The organism is Saccharothrix mutabilis subsp. mutabilis (genome assembly GCF_039521145.1).
GTDB lineage: Bacteria > Actinomycetota > Actinomycetes > Mycobacteriales > Pseudonocardiaceae > Actinosynnema > Actinosynnema mutabilis.
Genome location: NZ_BAAABU010000020.1, coordinates 107,382 through 122,370, shown reverse-complemented (window position 1 = coordinate 122,370; position 14,989 = coordinate 107,382). Strand labels below are relative to the sequence as shown.

At 73.9% G+C, this 14,989-nt stretch carries 17 protein-coding genes; 6 read left to right on the top strand and 11 right to left on the bottom strand.

What is annotated here, in order from left to right; translation table 11 throughout:
• Positions 1 to 22 precede the first annotated feature (22 nt).
• From ABD126_RS30520 to ABD126_RS30500, 5 genes are read right to left on the bottom strand one after another with little or no spacing between them, the layout of a single operon-like run.
• Positions 23 to 769 (bottom strand): nucleotidyltransferase domain-containing protein, encoded by a 747-nt coding sequence (locus tag ABD126_RS30520; protein ID WP_343937481.1) that lies wholly within the window; start codon positions 767 to 769, stop codon positions 23 to 25.
• Positions 766 to 1,395, bottom strand: coding sequence for a nucleotidyltransferase domain-containing protein (locus tag ABD126_RS30515; RefSeq protein WP_343937479.1), 630 nt, complete (start codon positions 1,393 to 1,395; stop codon positions 766 to 768). The genes ABD126_RS30520 and ABD126_RS30515 overlap by 4 nt, the downstream gene beginning before the upstream one ends.
• 57 nt (positions 1,396 to 1,452) lie before the next feature.
• On the bottom strand, positions 1,453 to 1,875 hold the full coding sequence (locus tag ABD126_RS30510) for a VOC family protein (RefSeq protein WP_343937477.1): 423 nt from the start codon (positions 1,873 to 1,875) through the stop codon (positions 1,453 to 1,455).
• 58 nt (positions 1,876 to 1,933) lie between these two features.
• Positions 1,934 to 2,599: an ABC transporter ATP-binding protein gene (locus tag ABD126_RS30505; protein WP_343937475.1), complete on the bottom strand. Its 666-nt coding sequence runs from the start codon at positions 2,597 to 2,599 to the stop codon at positions 1,934 to 1,936.
• A complete protein-coding gene (locus ABD126_RS30500; RefSeq protein ID WP_343937473.1) occupies positions 2,596 to 3,606 on the bottom strand; it encodes an ABC transporter permease in 1,011 nt (336 codons plus the stop codon). Before ABD126_RS30500 ends, ABD126_RS30505 begins: the two co-directional genes overlap by 4 nt.
• 173 nt (positions 3,607 to 3,779) lie before the next feature.
• Between ABD126_RS30500 and ABD126_RS30495 the strand changes: the two genes are divergently transcribed.
• Both ABD126_RS30495 and ABD126_RS30490 read left to right on the top strand, forming a co-directional pair.
• Entirely contained in the window at positions 3,780 to 4,877 is a 1,098-nt protein-coding gene (locus ABD126_RS30495) for a sensor histidine kinase (RefSeq protein ID WP_343937471.1), read from the top strand.
• Entirely contained in the window at positions 4,874 to 5,497 is a 624-nt protein-coding gene (locus ABD126_RS30490) for a response regulator (RefSeq protein ID WP_343937469.1), read from the top strand. The genes ABD126_RS30495 and ABD126_RS30490 overlap by 4 nt, the downstream gene beginning before the upstream one ends.
• Here the strand turns inward: ABD126_RS30490 and ABD126_RS30485 are convergent.
• Positions 5,484 to 6,479, bottom strand: a complete 996-nt coding sequence (locus tag ABD126_RS30485) for an ATP-grasp domain-containing protein (RefSeq protein WP_343937467.1) — start codon at positions 6,477 to 6,479, stop codon at positions 5,484 to 5,486. The genes ABD126_RS30490 and ABD126_RS30485 overlap by 14 nt on opposite strands.
• Positions 6,480 to 6,595: 116 nt before the next feature.
• Between ABD126_RS30485 and ABD126_RS30480 the strand changes: the two genes are divergently transcribed.
• Complete coding sequence (locus tag ABD126_RS30480) at positions 6,596 to 7,489, top strand: NAD-dependent epimerase/dehydratase family protein (RefSeq protein WP_343937465.1); 894 nt, start codon at positions 6,596 to 6,598, stop codon at positions 7,487 to 7,489.
• Here the strand turns inward: ABD126_RS30480 and ABD126_RS30475 are convergent.
• On the bottom strand, positions 7,479 to 8,777 hold the full coding sequence (locus tag ABD126_RS30475; RefSeq protein ID WP_343937463.1) for an MATE family efflux transporter: 1,299 nt from the start codon (positions 8,775 to 8,777) through the stop codon (positions 7,479 to 7,481). The two genes, ABD126_RS30480 and ABD126_RS30475, sit on opposite strands and share 11 nt — an antisense overlap.
• Positions 8,778 to 9,085: 308 nt before the next feature.
• Between ABD126_RS30475 and ABD126_RS30470 the strand changes: the two genes are divergently transcribed.
• Genes ABD126_RS30470 through ABD126_RS30460 form a run of 3 tightly spaced genes read left to right on the top strand, consistent with a single transcriptional unit; the run spans position 9,086 to position 11,738 of the window.
• Complete coding sequence (locus ABD126_RS30470) at positions 9,086 to 9,667, top strand: helix-turn-helix transcriptional regulator (protein WP_343937461.1); 582 nt, start codon at positions 9,086 to 9,088, stop codon at positions 9,665 to 9,667.
• Between the two features lie 2 nt (positions 9,668 to 9,669).
• Positions 9,670 to 10,557 (top strand): EamA family transporter, encoded by an 888-nt coding sequence (locus tag ABD126_RS30465; protein WP_343937459.1) that lies wholly within the window; start codon positions 9,670 to 9,672, stop codon positions 10,555 to 10,557.
• Complete coding sequence (locus ABD126_RS30460; RefSeq protein WP_343937457.1) at positions 10,554 to 11,738, top strand: cation:proton antiporter domain-containing protein; 1,185 nt, start codon at positions 10,554 to 10,556, stop codon at positions 11,736 to 11,738. The genes ABD126_RS30465 and ABD126_RS30460 overlap by 4 nt, the downstream gene beginning before the upstream one ends.
• Positions 11,739 to 11,763: 25 nt before the next feature.
• Here the strand turns inward: ABD126_RS30460 and ABD126_RS30455 are convergent, their stop codons facing one another.
• From ABD126_RS30455 to ABD126_RS30440, 4 genes are read right to left on the bottom strand one after another with little or no spacing between them, the layout of a single operon-like run.
• The gene (locus ABD126_RS30455) at positions 11,764 to 12,219 is read right to left on the bottom strand and encodes an aminoacyl-tRNA deacylase (protein ID WP_343937455.1); all 456 of its coding nucleotides are present in this window, start codon (positions 12,217 to 12,219) and stop codon (positions 11,764 to 11,766) included.
• The gene (locus ABD126_RS30450) at positions 12,216 to 12,686 is read right to left on the bottom strand and encodes a hotdog family protein (protein ID WP_343937453.1); all 471 of its coding nucleotides are present in this window, start codon (positions 12,684 to 12,686) and stop codon (positions 12,216 to 12,218) included. The genes ABD126_RS30455 and ABD126_RS30450 overlap by 4 nt, the downstream gene beginning before the upstream one ends.
• Position 12,687: 1 nt before the next feature.
• The gene (locus ABD126_RS30445; RefSeq protein WP_343937451.1) at positions 12,688 to 13,632 is read right to left on the bottom strand and encodes an amidohydrolase family protein; all 945 of its coding nucleotides are present in this window, start codon (positions 13,630 to 13,632) and stop codon (positions 12,688 to 12,690) included.
• A complete protein-coding gene (locus ABD126_RS30440; RefSeq protein ID WP_343937449.1) occupies positions 13,629 to 14,987 on the bottom strand; it encodes a TrpB-like pyridoxal phosphate-dependent enzyme in 1,359 nt (452 codons plus the stop codon). Before ABD126_RS30440 ends, ABD126_RS30445 begins: the two co-directional genes overlap by 4 nt.
• Between the last annotated feature and the right edge of the window lie 2 nt (positions 14,988 to 14,989).

Genomic DNA, 14,989 nt, shown 5'->3' with positions numbered 1-14,989 from the left:
CATCCGGCCGTCCCGCGGCAGGTCAGCGACCCAGGCGCAGGTCCAGCAGGAGGTCTTGCAGCTCCGGCTCGGCGGTCGGGGCCGCGGGCAGCGCCGTGCGCTGGTGGGCGTCGTCCAGGACTTCGTGCCAGCGCTCGACGTCCGCCGCGAACCGCGCCGGGTCCTCCTCCACCCTCCGGTGCTCGCCCAACGCCTTGGCCGTGACGAGGTCGGACAGGTAGGCGGGACCGCCGTGGGCCTCGGCGAGCCGGGGCAGGTTCGCCAGCACCTCGCCGGTGCGCATCAGGTGGACGCCGGTGAGCAGCGCGCGGAACGTGTAGAGCAGCGGTTTCAGCTCACCGGTCCGCTCGAACAGCCGCCACTGGTTGCGCGCGAAGCCCCGGTAGTGGCGGGCGTGCCACCGGGTGAGGCAGCGCGGGGCGATCGCGCACAGCCGGCGGTGCGCGGGCGTGGTGTGCTCGACCAGCGGCGACAGCAGTTGCTCCAGCACGTAACCGTTGGGGCGCAACAGGAGCCGGCAGAACTTGAGCACGTCGTGGGTGACCAGGTCCAGCTCGACCCCGTCGCGCACCCACATCCGCTCGACCGTCTCGGGCCCGTGCCGCAGCCCGACGACCTCCTCCACCGGCAGGACGTGCACGCCGCGCAGGTCGATGTCGGAGTCGCGGGACGGGAACCCGTACAGGTGCGCGCCGGACACGGTCACGAACAGCAGCGGCCTGGGCTGCTCCGCGACCACGTCCGCCACGTCGGGCACCTCGTAGCTCACGCCAACCCCCTCTCGCGCACCGAGACCAGCCACGCCTCGACGGTGTCGCGGTCGGGTTCCACCGGCAACGGGCCGCGCGCGGCGGCGATGTCCGCGCGCAACTCCTCCACCCACTTCGTCGTGTCCCGCAACGAGGTCTGGCCGTGCCGGATGGCCAGGAGCCGGTCGCGGTGCTCGGTCGCGTCGATGCTGAGCGTGCCGGTGCGGACCAGGTCGCGGCACACCAGCAACAGCCGCACGACGTGCATGAGCTGCTTCCACCCGGGACGGCCGAGCCCCCGCGCGAACTGCGCCGCCGTGGCGCGCTCGAAGCTGTCCACCGCCTGGCGGGACAACACGTGCGGCAGCAGGTCGCGCAGTTCACGGCCGAGGGCGTCGGCGTGCTCGACCAGGGGTGAGGCGAACACCTCCAGCACGGTCGGGTTGGCCTTCAACGCCAACGCGCAGAACCGCTCGACCTCCCAGTTCAGCTCCTCCGGCCGCGGGCCCTCGTAGCTGGTCGGCGGCTTGTCGAACCGCCAGAAGTCGCGGGTGGGCGCGACGAACACGCCTCGTCTGTCCACATCGGACTCCGAGGTGGCGAGCCCGTGGGCGCGCGAACCGACCACCACCGATAACACCAGCACGCGCTGGAGTGTGCCGGACGGTGGCCGGTGGGCCGCAACGATTTTCCGCCGCGCGGATCAGGGGGCCGGGCTGGAGGAGCCGGCGATGTTGACCATCCACGTGATGCCGAAGCGGTCCACGCACATGCCGAACTCGTCGCCCCACATCTGCTTCTCCAGCGGGACGGCGACGGTCCCGTCCGCCGACAGCCCCTCCCAGTAGCCGCGCAGCTCGCCGGCGTCCTCGCCGCTGAGGCTGATCGAGATGTTGTCGCCGCGGTGGTACGGCTGGCCGGGAGGGGTGTCCGCGCCCATCAGGGTGAAGCCGCCGGGCGTCTCCAGCATGGCGTGCATGATCTTGTCACCGCCGGGGGTGTCCGGGGGCGCGTACTCGCCGAACGTGCTCAGCCGCAGCTCGCCGCCGAGCACGTCCCGGTAGAACTCCATCGCCTCCCGGGCGTTGCCGTCGAAGCTGATGTACGGGTTCAGGCGTGAGGCCACGGGGTCCTCCCTGGGGGGTCGAGGGTGGCCACATCCTGACAAGCGCCCCGGGATCGCGCTACCGGACCGCGCCGGCCCGCACCCGGCCGTCCACCACCTCGACCACCCGGTCCACGCCGTCGAGGTGGGCCCGGTCGTGGGTGACCACCACGGTGGCCGCGCCGCGTTCCGCGGACAGCCGCGTGAGCAGCGCGAACACCTCCGCCCCGCGGGCGTGGTCCAGGGCGCTGGTGGGTTCGTCGACCAGCAGCACGGCCGGGTCGTGGGCCAGGGCGCGGGCGATGTTGACGCGCTGGCGCTGGCCGCCGGACAGCTGGTGCGGGCGGCGGTGGGCGTGGTCGGCCAGGCCGACGGCGGCCAGCAGGTCCGCCGCGCGGGACCGGACGCCGGCCAGCCGGGCCATCAGCTCCACCTGCTCGAACGCCGTCAGCGACGGGATCAGGTTGGGTTGCTGGAAGACGATCCCGATGCGGGTGCGGCGCAGTTCGGCGCGCCGCGCCGGGCCCAGGTCGGTGGCGTCCACGCCGGCCACGACCACCCGTCCCGCGTCCGGCGTGACGAGCGTGGCCGCGACGGCGAGCAGGCTGGACTTGCCCGAGCCGGACGGGCCGACCACCGCCGTGGTGGTGCCCGCCGCGACGTCCAGGCTCACCGCGTCCAACGCGGTCAGCCGGCCGTCGCCGTCGGGGTAGGTCAGGGTGACGTCGGTCAGGCTGAGGCTCATCGGGTGCTCCCCAGGGCGGTGAGGGGGTCCACGGAGGTGATGCGGCGGACCGCCAGCGCGGCTCCCACGAGGCCGAGCACGGTCATCACGACGGCGGGCAGGGCCAGGGAGGCGTCCAGCACGAACGGCACGGCGGTCGCGGCCCACGCCCCGAGGAGAGCGGCCAGCCCCGCGCCCACGGCCGTGCCCGCGACCAGCAGCACCAACGCCTGGCCGAGTGCGTCGCGCATCAGGTGGCCGGTGGTCGCGCCCAGCGCCTTGAGCACCGCGATGTCCGCGCTGCGCTGGATCGTCCACACGGTGAAGAACGCCCCGATGACCAGCGCGGAGATGGCGAACAGCATCCCGCGCATGAGCTGGAGCGACCCGTTCTCCGAGGCGTAGGAGCCGATCGAGGACAGGGCGTCCGCGCGGCTGACCGTGCGGGTGCCCAGGCGCTGGTCGGCGGCGGCCAGGTCGGCGGTGCCGTCGGTGGTCAGCGCGAGCACGGTCGCGTCGGCCGGCGCGCCCGTCCACACGACCGGCAGGTGGCTGTAGGAGGCGTCCCCGGACACGGCGGCCACCTCGACGCTGCGCCCGTTCAGCCGCACCGACTGCCCGGCGGCGACTCCCAGCTCCTCGGCGGCCCCGGCCGACAGCACGGCCTCACCCTCCGGGGCCGACGGCACGGGACCGCCCGGTTCGACGCCGAACACCGACACCGTCGCCGTCCGCGTCCCCGCGACCGCCTTCACCGTGGAGATCGCCAACGCCTGCACCGACTCCACGCCCGGCACCCGCGCCCACTCCGCACGGGCGGCCGGCGTGATCGCGGACTCGGCGAAGGTCTCGCCGGCGAACACGACGTGGTCCACCGGCAGGTCGGCGACGGCGGACGTGCTCTCCCGCGCCAACCCCGCCGTCAACCCGGACAACAACGTCACCAACATGGTCATCAACACCACGACGGCGCCCATCAACGCGAACCGCCCTCGGGCGAACCGCAGGTCTCTCCACGCCACGAACACAGCGGACCCTTCTCGTGCCGACACGACACCGTCGAGCCTGCCGCCGGCGTCCGCTGTGGACATCGCGCCCGGGAACGCTTGCCGCGCACCGAAGTGCGGAGCCGGAAGTCAACCTTTCGGTTGATGCCCGGCCGGTTGATGCCCGGTCGGCGGGGACGTAGTGTCGAACGCTCGTGACGACCCACCGCTTCGCCCGCCCCTGGCCGGTGCACGTCCTGGTGGCCGTGCTGCTGGCGGTGGTGGTGTTCCGCGGCGGCGCGGTGGCGGCGGGCGCGTTCGCCGCGGTGTACGCGCTCGGGGTGGTGGCGCCGCCGCGCTGGTGGCTGCTGGCCGTGACCGCCGCGTGGGCGGGGGTGCTGGCGGTCAGCCCGGACGGGGTGTGGCTGGCGTTCCCGCTGTTCCTGCTCCAGGCGCACCTGCTGCCGCGCGTGCCGGGGCTGCTGGCGGTCGCGGCCACGACCGTGGTCGCCGTCGCCGGGTTCGCGTGGCACCGGGGCGAGTTCACGGTCGCCGCGGTGGTGGGGCCGACGCTGGGCGCGGTGGTGACGGTCGCGGGCGTGCTCGGCTACCAGGCGCTGTACCGGGAGAGCGAGCGGCGGCGGCAGCTCATCGACCAGCTGGAGGCGACCCGGGCGTCACTGGCGGCGGCGGAACGGGAGCGCGGCGTGCTGGGCGAGCGGGAACGGCTGGCCCGCGAGATCCACGACACCCTCGCGCAGGGCCTGTCCAGCATCCAGCTGCTGCTGCGCGCGGCGGCCCGCAGCCTGCCCGACGACCCGGGGACGGCGGCGGGCCACGTCGAGCAGGCCCGCGCGACCGCGCAGGACAACCTCGCCGAGGCGCGCCGGTTCGTGCACGCCCTCACCCCGCCGGACCTGGCCGGGAAGTCGCTGCCGGCGGCGCTGCGGCGGCTGTGCGAGGGCACCCGCGAGCTGCCCGCGACGCTGCACGTCGACGGCGCCCCGGTCCCGCTGCCGACCGCGTACGAGGTGGCGTTGTTGCGGGTCGCGCAGTCGGCGGTGGCCAACGCGGTCCGCCACGCGCGCGCCGGGCACGTCGACCTCACGCTGAGCTACATGGAGGACCGGGTGACGTTGGACGTGGTGGACGACGGCGTGGGCTTCGACCCCGACGCGGTGCCCGCGAGCGGCGGGTTCGGGCTGGTCGCGATGCGGGCGCGGGTCGCCGAGCTGGGCGGGTCGCTGGTGGTGGAGTCCGCGCCCGGCCAGGGCACCGCGCTGGCGGTCAGCTTCCCGCGGGCCGAGCCGTGATCCGGCTCCTGATCGCCGACGACCACCCGATCGTCCGGTCCGGGTTGCGGGCGGTGCTGGCCGCCGAACCGGACTTCGAGGTGGTCGGCGAGGCCGCGAGCGGCGAGCGGGCGGTGGAGCTGGCGGTGACCCTCGCGCCCGACGTCGTGCTGATGGACCTGCGCTTCGGTCCGGGCATGGCGGGCGCGCAGGCCACCCGGGAGATCACCGCGCGGGCAGGCGGGCCCCGGGTGCTCGTGCTGACCACCTACGACAGCGACGCGGACATCCTCGCCGCCATCGAGGCCGGCGCGACCGGCTACCTGCTCAAGGACGCCGACCCGGCGGACCTGGCGGCGGCCGTGCGGGACGCGGCGGCGGGCCGGTCCGCGCTCGCGCCCGCGGTCGCCCAGCGCCTGCTGGGCCGGCTGCGCTCGCCGGGGTCCGCGCTGAGCCGGCGGGAGACCGAGGTGCTGGACCTGGTCGCGGCCGGCCTGTCCAACCAGCAGATCAGCAAGCGGCTGTTCCTCAGCCAGGCCACGGTGAAGTCCCACCTGGTGCACATCTACGCCAAGCTGGGCGTGGACAACCGCACGGCGGCGGTGGCGGCGGCCCGCGAGCGCGGCCTCATCCGGCCGTGAGGCCCGCGCCCCCACCGCCGGCACCCCCACCGCCGGCACTCCCACCGCCGACACCCCCACCGCCGACACCCCCACCGCCGACACCCCCACCGCCGACACCCCCACCGCCGGCGCCGCCGCCCGCACCCCCACCGCCCGCAGCCCCACCGCTAGCGCCCCCACCGCCGCCGCCCGCGCCCCCACCGCCGCCGCCCGCACCCCCACCGCCGGCGCCCCCGACCTCCGTGCTCGCCAGGCACGCCCGGATCGCCGTCCGGTAGACCTCCGCCGCGAGGTCCCGGTGGCGCGGCCCGGCCTGGCTGAAGTGCTCCAGCGACACCCCGCTGTTGACCTCCAGCACCAGCGGCCGGCCTGCCACCCACACGACGTCCACGCTGGCGAACCGCAGTTCCAGCGCCCGCATCGCCGCTAGGGCGAGCGGGCCGAGGGCGGCGGCGCGGTCGGCGGGCACGTCGAGGTCCGGCCGCGCGCCGAACTTCAGGTTGTGCCGCCACTCCCCCGGCGCGATGGCCTTGCGGTAGACCAGCAGCACCTCGCCGTCCAGCACGACCAGCCGGAACTCGTCCTCGATCGGCAGCAGCGGCGACACCGCGATCGCCCGGTACCGCCCGGCCAGGTGGGCCAGCCCGGCCCGCGCCTCGGTCTCGTCCCGCGCCCGCAGCACGTCCACGCCGCTGCTCTCGCGGTGCGGCTTGAGCACGGCCGGCAGCCCGACCAGCTTGGTGGTCAGCGCGACCGGGTCGCGGTCGGTGGCGAAGCGCAGCAGGTGGTGCGGCACGACGGGCACGCCCCGGTCGGCCAGCAGCCCGGCGGTGGCGACCTTGTCCGTGGCGACCTGCGCGGCCGAGGCCGTGTTGAGCGGGAACACCTGCCCGATGACCAGGAACCGCCGGTCGTCGGCGAGCACCTCGGCCACCCAGTGGTCGGAGTGCCACCGCACCTTCGCCCCGTGTTCGGCACACGCCTGCTCGACCTGTGTCACGAAGTGCCGCAGCCCGGTCTGAGGGAAACGCCCATCCACGGCCCATAGCCAAGCACAGTGTTGGATTGCGCCGCCTCCGGCGTCGCGGGCGAGGCCGGAGGCGACATGATGTCCCCATGAGGATCGTTGTGGTCGGTGCGAGCGGGTTGGTCGGGCGGCACGTCGTCGCGCTTCTGAGGGAGAAGGGCCACCACGCGACCACCGTCGCGCGCACGCCCGGACCCGACGTCGACCACGCCCTGGACGCCACGAAGGACACGCCCCCGCTCGAAGGCCACGACGGCGTCGTGTTCGCGGCCGGTGTGGACGACCGGAACGTCCCGCGCAAACCCGCCTACCCGGTGTTCCACGCCGGCAACGTCGAGCCGGTCGCCCGGTTGCTGGCCGCCGCCAGGGCGCACGGCCTCACCCGGGCCGTCGTCCTGGGCTCGTACTACACGCACTTCCACCGCGAGCACCCCGAGTGGCGGCTCGCCGCGAATCACCCGTACATCCGCAGCCGCGTGGAGCAGGCCCGCGCCGCCCGCGAGGCCGCCGGGCCGGACCTGCCGGTCGCCGTGCTGGAGCTGCCGTTCGTGTTCGGGCGCGCGGGCGACCGGCTGCCGAACTGGGCGGAGCCGTTGGAGAAGTGGGCGCGGTCGCGGTCGCCGTTGGTCGCGCCGCCCGGGGGCAGCGCCGCCACGACCGCCCGCCGGGTCGCGCAAGTGGTGGTGGCGGCGCTGGACGAGCGGTCCGGTGCGGACATCCCGGTGGCCGACGAGAACCTGACCTGGCGCGAGATGTTCGGGCGCATCGCCGACGCCACCGGTCACCCGCGCCGCGTGCGGTCCCTGCCGGCCGGTGTCCTCAAAGCCGCGATGCGCCTCACGGGCATCACGCAATCCGTCCAGGGCAAGGAGTCCGGACTGGACCCGGCGCACCTGCCGGACCTGTTGCTGCGCGAGCTGTTCGTCGGCGACGGCACACCCGGCGCGATCGACCACGCCCTGCGCGAGACGTTCACACGGTGACCAGCCGCGGTCGGATCGCCTTGCGCACCAACCACACCGACGCCGGCAGCCCCACGACCGCGCTCGCGTACCCCAGCACGGCCATCGTCACCACCAGGCCGTGCGCGTCGCCGGTCCGCGCCACCGCGATCCACCCGACCACGATCACCAGCACGAAGTACGCCAGGTTCAACCCGACCGCCGCGCCACCGCGCCCGACCTGCTGCACCACGGTCAACGCGACCAGCACCAGGCCGTTGCACCCGAACGTCGGCCCCATCACGGTCAGGAACGCCCGGACCTCCGCCACCACCGCCGGGTCCGCCGCCATCAGGTCCGCCAGCGGCGCCCCGGCCAGCACGAACACGACCGTCACCACCGCGTAGCCGGCCGTCGCGAGCACCAGCCCGCGCCGGAACGCCAGCGCCGCCAGCTCCCGGTCGCCGCCGCCGACGCCCTGGTTGACCAGCACCGCGATGGCCGACCCGAACCCGATCGCGGGCACCAGCACCGCGGTCTGCACCGTGTACCCCGCGTTGAACCCGGCCACCGCCGCCGGGCCGTCGATCGCCACGATCCGCACCAGCAGCAGGTTCACCACGAACAGCAGCACGTAGGTGGCCGCCACCGGCAGCCCCACGCCCGCCACCAGCCGACCCACGTCCGACGGCCACGCCCGCACCCCGGACCACGTCACCAACCCGGCCCGCGCCACCAGCAGCAGCCCGACGCCCAGCTCCACCGCGCCCGCGACGCCCGCCACCACCGGCACGGCCGCCAGGTCCGACGCGAACACCGCCACCCCGACGGTCATCAGCACCACGTAGGTCAACGTCAGCATGGCCGCCGCCGTCCCGCGCCCGACCCCGCGCAGCACCGCCGAGCACAGCTCGCCGCCCAGCCGCAACGACCCCACCAGCACCATCGCCACCAGGAACGACCGGAACCGCCCGGCCTCCGCCGGCGCGACGTCCACCAGCTCGCCCAACGTGCCCGCCGCCGCGATCAACGCCCCCGCGAGCACCGCGTACGCGGCCACGCCCAGCGCCAGCAGCCCGCCGTAGTACCCGGCGACCGCGCCGGGCTCGCCCGCCCCGACCCGCCGCGCGGTGGCCACCTGCAACGCCACCGCGAACCCGTTCACCACGGCCACCAGCAGGAACTCCGCCGGCGCGTACAGCGCCTGCACGTACAGCGCGCCGTCGCCCATCCGCCCGATCAGCGCGACCACGACCACCTGGCCGACGAGCATCATCGCGGTCTGCAAGGCCATCGGCACGGCCAGCGCCGCGATCCGCCGGTATCGCACAGCAACCCCCCGAGTCGTACCCACGCGGATCATCGCCGACCGGGGTCGCGTCCGGGTGGAGTTCGGGTGGACCCGCGCCGGCCACCCGTTCGGCCCAATCTCGCCCGCCCGGTTGATTTGATCGTGGTTCGCGGGAAACATTGATCGGGCCTTGGGGGAATCAGTCCACACAGGACGGTCACGGGCGATGGGGCGCCCGTTCGACGACGCGAGGACCGGGTTGGGGGCCTGACGCTGTGCAGAACGCATTCCTGACGGGAACAACGCGATTAGTCATCGCCGAACACCGGACGCTTTTCCGGATCGGCATGCGGAAAATACTCGACGACGCCACCGGGATCGAAGTGGTGCACCAGGTCGACACCTACGACGCGCTCGTGCGGCACGCCGCCGAACAACCCGACGTCGTGGTGATCGGCGCGCTGGCCGACGTGCCGCGCCCACCGGTGGCGGCCCGGCGGTTCCTGGACAGCCGGACCTCCGACCGGACCGGCGTCCTCGTGGTGGACGACCGGGCCGTGCTGCCCGCCGCGCCGCGCGTGGGCGTCCTGCCGCCCGCCGCCGGGCCCGACGAGTTCCTCAGCGCCATCCGGATGCTCGCCGCCGGCTACGCCTTCTTCGCCCGCGCCGAACCCGCCGACCCGGTCGAGTCGCACGGTCCCGAGCAGATCACCCGCCGCGAGGCCGACGTGCTGCGGCTGCTGGTCAGCGGCCAGACCAACTCCGAGATGGCGCGCAAGCTGTCGCTGACCGAGAGCACGGTCAAGTTCCACGTGCAGAACCTGCTGCGCAAGCTGCGGCTGCCCAACCGGGCCAGCGCGGTCGCCTACGCCTACGAGACCGGCCTGATCAGCGTCGGCGAGTCGGCGACGCGCGCGCGGAGGCCCTAGCGGTGGCGCCCGGCGACCAGCGGCGCGGCGCACTGGGGGCCGCGACCGCGATGTTCTGCGTCGGCACGCTGACCGGGGTGTCCCCGGCGCTGCACGACTACCCCGTCTACGGCGGCCAGGCCGTGCGCTACCTGGTCGGCGCGGTGCTGCTGCTCGTGGTGGCGCAGGCGTTCGGCAAGGGGCCGCTGCGGCTGACCCGGCGCGAAGCGCTGTTGCTGTTCCTCTTGGCGCTGACCGGGTTGACCGCGTTCAACGTGCTCGTCGTGGAGAGCACCCGGTTCGCCGACCCGGCCACCGTGGGCACGGTCGTCGCCGCGGTGCCGATCGTGCTGGCGCTGGTGGGGCCTGCGGTGGAGCGGCGCAAGCCCGCGCCGCGCGTGCTGGTGGCCGCCGTGGTCGTGGTGGTCGGCGTCGGCGTGACGTCCGGGTTGGGCGGCGGTTCGCCGCTGGGGCTGCTGCTGGCGTTCGGCGCGCTGGCGTGCGAGGCCGGGTTCTCCCTGCTGGCGCTGCCGGTGCTGGGACGGCTGGGCGCGATCCGGGTGTCGGCGTACTCGGCGGCGCTGGCGGTGCCGCAGTTGGTCGTGGTCGGGCTGGTGGTGGACGGGACCGGCGTGGTGCGGGTCCCGACGGTGGCGGAGGGGTTGGCGTTGGCGTACCTGGCGGTCGTGGTGACGGTGTTCGCGTTCCTGTGCTGGTACGCGTCGCTGCCTCGGCTGGGGGCCGACAGAGCCGGGCTGTTCTCCGGTTTCCTGCCCATCGGCGCGATCGTGTCCGGCGCGCTGCTGGGCACCGGGCGGCCGGGGCTCGCGGACCTGGTCGGCGTGTGCCTGGTGCTGGTGGGCCTGGTGATCGGGTTGCGCCCGGCGCGGGTGGAGGTCGGTGTCCGATGACCTCGCACCAGGTGGTCCAACTCCTGATCGCCCTCGCCGTCGTCGTCACGCTCGCGCGGCTGATGGGTGCGCTGGCCCGCAAGCTCGCGCAACCGGCCGTGGTGGGCGAGATCGTCGCCGGTGTGCTGGTGGGGCCGACGCTGTTCGGCGGCGCGATCGCGGACGCGGTGTTCCCCGTGGACATCCGGCCCATGCTCGGCTCGCTGGCCAACGTCGGCCTGGTGTTCTTCATGTTCCTGGTGGGACTGGAGTTCGACCGGGAGCTGTTGCGCGGCCGGGGCAAGGCGGTGGCGTCGGTGGCCGCCGGGTCCATGCTGGTGCCGTTCGCGCTGGGCGTCCTGCTGGCGCTGACCATGAGCGACGACCGGACCGGGTTCGTGCTCTACCTGGGCACGGCCATGGCGGTCACCGCGTTCCCCGTGCTGGCGCGGATCATCGCGGACTTCCGGCTCGGCGGCACCCGCCTGGGCACGCTCGCGCTGGGCAGCGCCGCCCTGGGCGACCTGGTGGCGTGGTCGCTGCTCGCGGTGGCCATCGCGACGCTGGGCGCGGGCTCCCCGGACCAGTGGCGGCTGCTGCTGGCCGTGCCGCTGGTGGCGGTGAGCTTCCTGGTGGTGCGGCCGGTGCTGGCCAGGCTGAGCAACCGGCGGGACCTGTTCGCCGCCGTGCTGGTCGGACTGCTGGTGTGGAGCGCGCTGGCCGAGTGGATGGGCCTGCACTTCATCTTCGGCGCGTTCCTGTTCGGCCTGGTCATGCCGCGCGACCCGGAGCTGCGGGCGGGCGTGACGGCCCCGGTGGAGCAGGTCGGCAAGGTGCTGCTGCTGCCGGTGTACTTCGTGGTGGCCGGGTTGCAGGTGGACCTGTCCGGGCTCGCCGTCGGCTGGCTCGGGTTCGCGCTGATCATGCTGGTGGCCGTGGGCGGCAAGTTCACCGGCGCGGTGCTGGGCGCGCGGCTGGCGCGGGTCGGGTGGCGGCAGTCGGTCGCGCTGGGGACGTTGATGAACACGCGCGGCCTGACCGAGCTGGTGATGCTGGGCATCGGCCTGGAGCTGGGACTGCTCGGCCAGGACCTGTACTCGCAGCTGGTGCTGATGGCCGTGGTGACCACGGTGATGACCGGGCCGCTGCTCAAGCTGTTCTACCTGCGCAGACCCCAGCCGGTGCCGGAACCGGTCAACTGACCGGCGGCTCGACCGGCTCCCCGCCTCAGCCGACCTCGGCGAGCACCGGCCGCACGAGGGCGACGAGATCGGCCGCCTCCACCTGGACGGTCTCGTCGTCCCGGCCGCTGCCGCAGTACACGGTGCCCATGTCCGGCACGGAGGTGTGGAAGACGACCGTGCGCGGCTCCACGCGGGTCACCGGGCTGATGCCGCCCGGGGCCATGCCCAGTTCGCGCAGGTCGTCGTCGCCGGCGCGGCGCAGCTTCGACCGGGACACGCCCGCGGCCTTGGCGACCTTGCCGTACCCGACGGGCAGCAGCATCGGCAGCGACACCAGCACGAACCGGCCGTCCTCGGCGCGGAACGCCAGGGTCTTGAGCAGCCGGTCGGCGGGCAGGTCGAGTTCGCGCTCGATGTCCTCGTAGGTGCGGATCGGCGCGTGCGTGAACGTGGAAAAGGAAACGCCGGCTTCTTTCAGGATTTCCACGGGACTGCTCATGGGCGCAGCGTATCGGGTTCCGCTCCGCCGACCGCGACGGGGGCGTAATGCCGTTTGCGCATCAATCCGTAGAACACGAAAGTCATGACGGGTCGGCCGGATTCGTCGAGCAGTTCCCCGCGTTGCCGCACGACCCCGCAGTCCGGCCGGGACAGCGACGGGGCCGTGCCGAGCACCGTGGCCCGCCCGACCAGCACGTCTCCCGGCCGGACCGGGCGCAGCCAGTGCAGTTCCGCTATTCCAGGCGACACGTCGGCCGCAGCGCTGCGGACTACCGAATCCACGTAGAGGCGCATGAACGCCGCCGCGACCTGCCACCCGCTGGCGATCGGCGGTTCACCCGATCCGCCGATGTGCCGAGGCTGGGGGTCGTACACCCGGGCGAATGCGCGGATCTCCGCCGCGGTGAACGCGCGGCTGCCCAATTCGTGCACCTCGCCGACCCGGAAATCCTCGAAATAGCGCACGCTACCTCCTCGCGGCGGCCCGCAGCCGGGGGAACAGGGCCAGGGCCGCGGCGCCGACGTCCGCGCGGTGGGCGGCCACGCCCCGGCGGGTCGCGGCGACGACCGGTTCGGTCATGAACGGGAAGTCCGTGCCGAACAGGACGTGACCGGGCGGCGCGACGGTGTCCACGCAGGACAGCGCGCCCGGGGAGAACGCTTGCGCGGTCTCGTAGTACAGCCCCGCCAGCTCGTCGCGCACCGAGCCGGCGCGGTCGGGCAGCACCCAGGTCTCGGCCAGTTCGAGGCGGCCCGCCAGGAACGGGATCGTGCCGCCGCCGTGCGCCAGGACGAACCGGATCCGCGGGTGGCGCCTCAGCACGCCCCGGAACAGCAGGTTCGCCACCGCCCGGGTGGTGTCCATGACGAAGTCCACCAGCGGCGGCGGGACGACGGCCGGGGAGTCCGGCGCGCCCGTGCACGAACACCGGTAGCCGGGATTCGGGTGCACGAGCACCACGGCCTCCCGCCGGTCCAGCTCGGCGAACAGCGGCTCCTGCGGCGGGTCGCCCAGCAGCGCGCCGTCCGCGAGGCTCGCCGGCAGCACCACCCCGTCGGCGTCCAGCGCGTCGAAGGCGTGCCCGACCTCGGCGAGGGACGCGTCGAGGTCGGGCAGCGGGAGCGTGGCGAGCAGGCCGAACCGGCCGGGGTGCGCCCCGACCAGTTCGGCGGTCCACTCGTTGGTCGCGCGCACCAGGTCCGGCCCGTCGGGCAGCCGCAGCGCCTGGTCGGGCACGAGGACGGACAGGATCGCCGCGTCGAGGCCGCAGCTCGCCATGACCCGCAACGAGTCCTCGACCCGCCACCGGGGCACCGGCACGCCCGGCGCCATGTGGGTCACGCCCCGCCGAGCCAGCGCGTCGGCCAGCTCGCCGTGGTAGGCGTGGTGGTGCACGTCGATCCAGGTCATGTCGTCGCGATGGTCGGCAGGTCGGCCAGCGCGGCGTCGATCTCCTCCTGCGGCAGCTCGTAGTCCTCCAGCTTCCCGGCCAGGAACGCGTCGTAGGCGCCCATGTCGAAGTGGCCGTGGCCGGAGAAGCCGAACAGGATCGTGCGCGCCTCGCCGGCCTCCTTGGCGGCCAGCGCCTCCGCCACCGCGCCGCGCAGCGCGTGCGAGGACTCCGGGGCCATCACGAACCCCTCGGACCGGGCGAACCGCACGGCCTCGGTGAACACCTCGTTCTGGTTGTAGGCGCGGGCCTCCACGTGGCCGTCGTCGTGCAGCAGGCACAACGTGGGCGCGTCGCCGTGGAAGCGCAGGCCGCCCGCGTGGATCGGCGCGGGGATGAACCCGTGGCCCACGGTCCGCATGTGCAGCAGCGGGCCCAGCCCGGCGACGTCCGGGTAGTCGTAGGTCAGCTTGCCCCGGGTCAGGGTCGGGCACGCGGCCGGTTCCGCCGCGATGAACCGGGTGTCGCGGTGCCCGGCGAGCTTGTCGGCCATGAACGGGAACGCCAGCCCCGAGTAGTTGGAGCCGCCGCCGACGCAGCCGATCACGACGTCCGGGTAGTCCTCGGCCAGCTCGAACTGCTTGCGGGCCTCCAGGCCGATGATCGTCTGGTGCAGCACGACGTGGTTCATCGCCGACCCGAGCGCGAACTTGGTGTCGTCGTGGGCCAGCGCGTCCTCCACGGCCTCGCTGATGGCGATGCCCAGGCTGCCCGGCGAGTCCGGCTCCTCGGCGAGGATCTTGCGGCCGGCCTGCGTGCGGGTGCTCGGCGACGGGAACACCTCCGCGCCCCACGTCTCCATCAGCGAGTGGCGGTGCGGCTTCTGCTGGAAGGAGGCCTTGACCATGTAGACGGTGACGTCGATGCCGAACAGGCTGCCCGCGAACGACAGCGCGGAACCCCATTGCCCGGCACCGGTTTCCGTCGTCACGCGCTTCACGCCCTCGACGGAGTTGTAGTACACCTGCGGCACGGCGGTGTTGGGCTTGTGCGACCCGGCCGGGGACACCGCCTCGTACTTGAAGTAGATCCGGGCGGGTGTATCCAGCGCCTTCTCCAGCCGGTTCGCCCGGTACAGCGGGGACGGCCGCCAGATCCGGTACAGCTCCTGCACCGGCTCGGGGATGTCGATCCACCGCTCGGCGCTCATCTCCTGCTCGATCACCGCGCGGGGCAGCAGGGGTTCCAGGTCCGCGGCCGTCGCCGGCTCGTGCGTGACCGGGTGCAGCGGCGGCAGCAGCGGCCGGGGCAGGTCGGGCACGATGTTGTACCACTGGGTCGGAGTGTCCTTCTCGGACAGGACGTACTTCTTCACGG

What these genes read in the sequence shown, in the direction of transcription:
- ABD126_RS30470 (WP_343937461.1), top strand. Translation starts at nt 9,086, where the DNA reads ATGCGGAAAATACTCGACGACGCCACCGGGATCGAAGTGGTGCACCAG.
- ABD126_RS30505 (WP_343937475.1), bottom strand. Translation starts at nt 2,599, where the DNA reads ATGAGCCTCAGCCTGACCGACGTCACCCTGACCTACCCCGACGGCGAC.
- ABD126_RS30480 (WP_343937465.1), top strand. Translation starts at nt 6,596, where the DNA reads ATGAGGATCGTTGTGGTCGGTGCGAGCGGGTTGGTCGGGCGGCACGTC.
- ABD126_RS30460 (WP_343937457.1), top strand. Translation starts at nt 10,554, where the DNA reads ATGACCTCGCACCAGGTGGTCCAACTCCTGATCGCCCTCGCCGTCGTC.
- ABD126_RS30455 (WP_343937455.1), bottom strand. Translation starts at nt 12,219, where the DNA reads ATGAGCAGTCCCGTGGAAATCCTGAAAGAAGCCGGCGTTTCCTTTTCC.
- ABD126_RS30445 (WP_343937451.1), bottom strand. Translation starts at nt 13,632, where the DNA reads ATGACCTGGATCGACGTGCACCACCACGCCTACCACGGCGAGCTGGCC.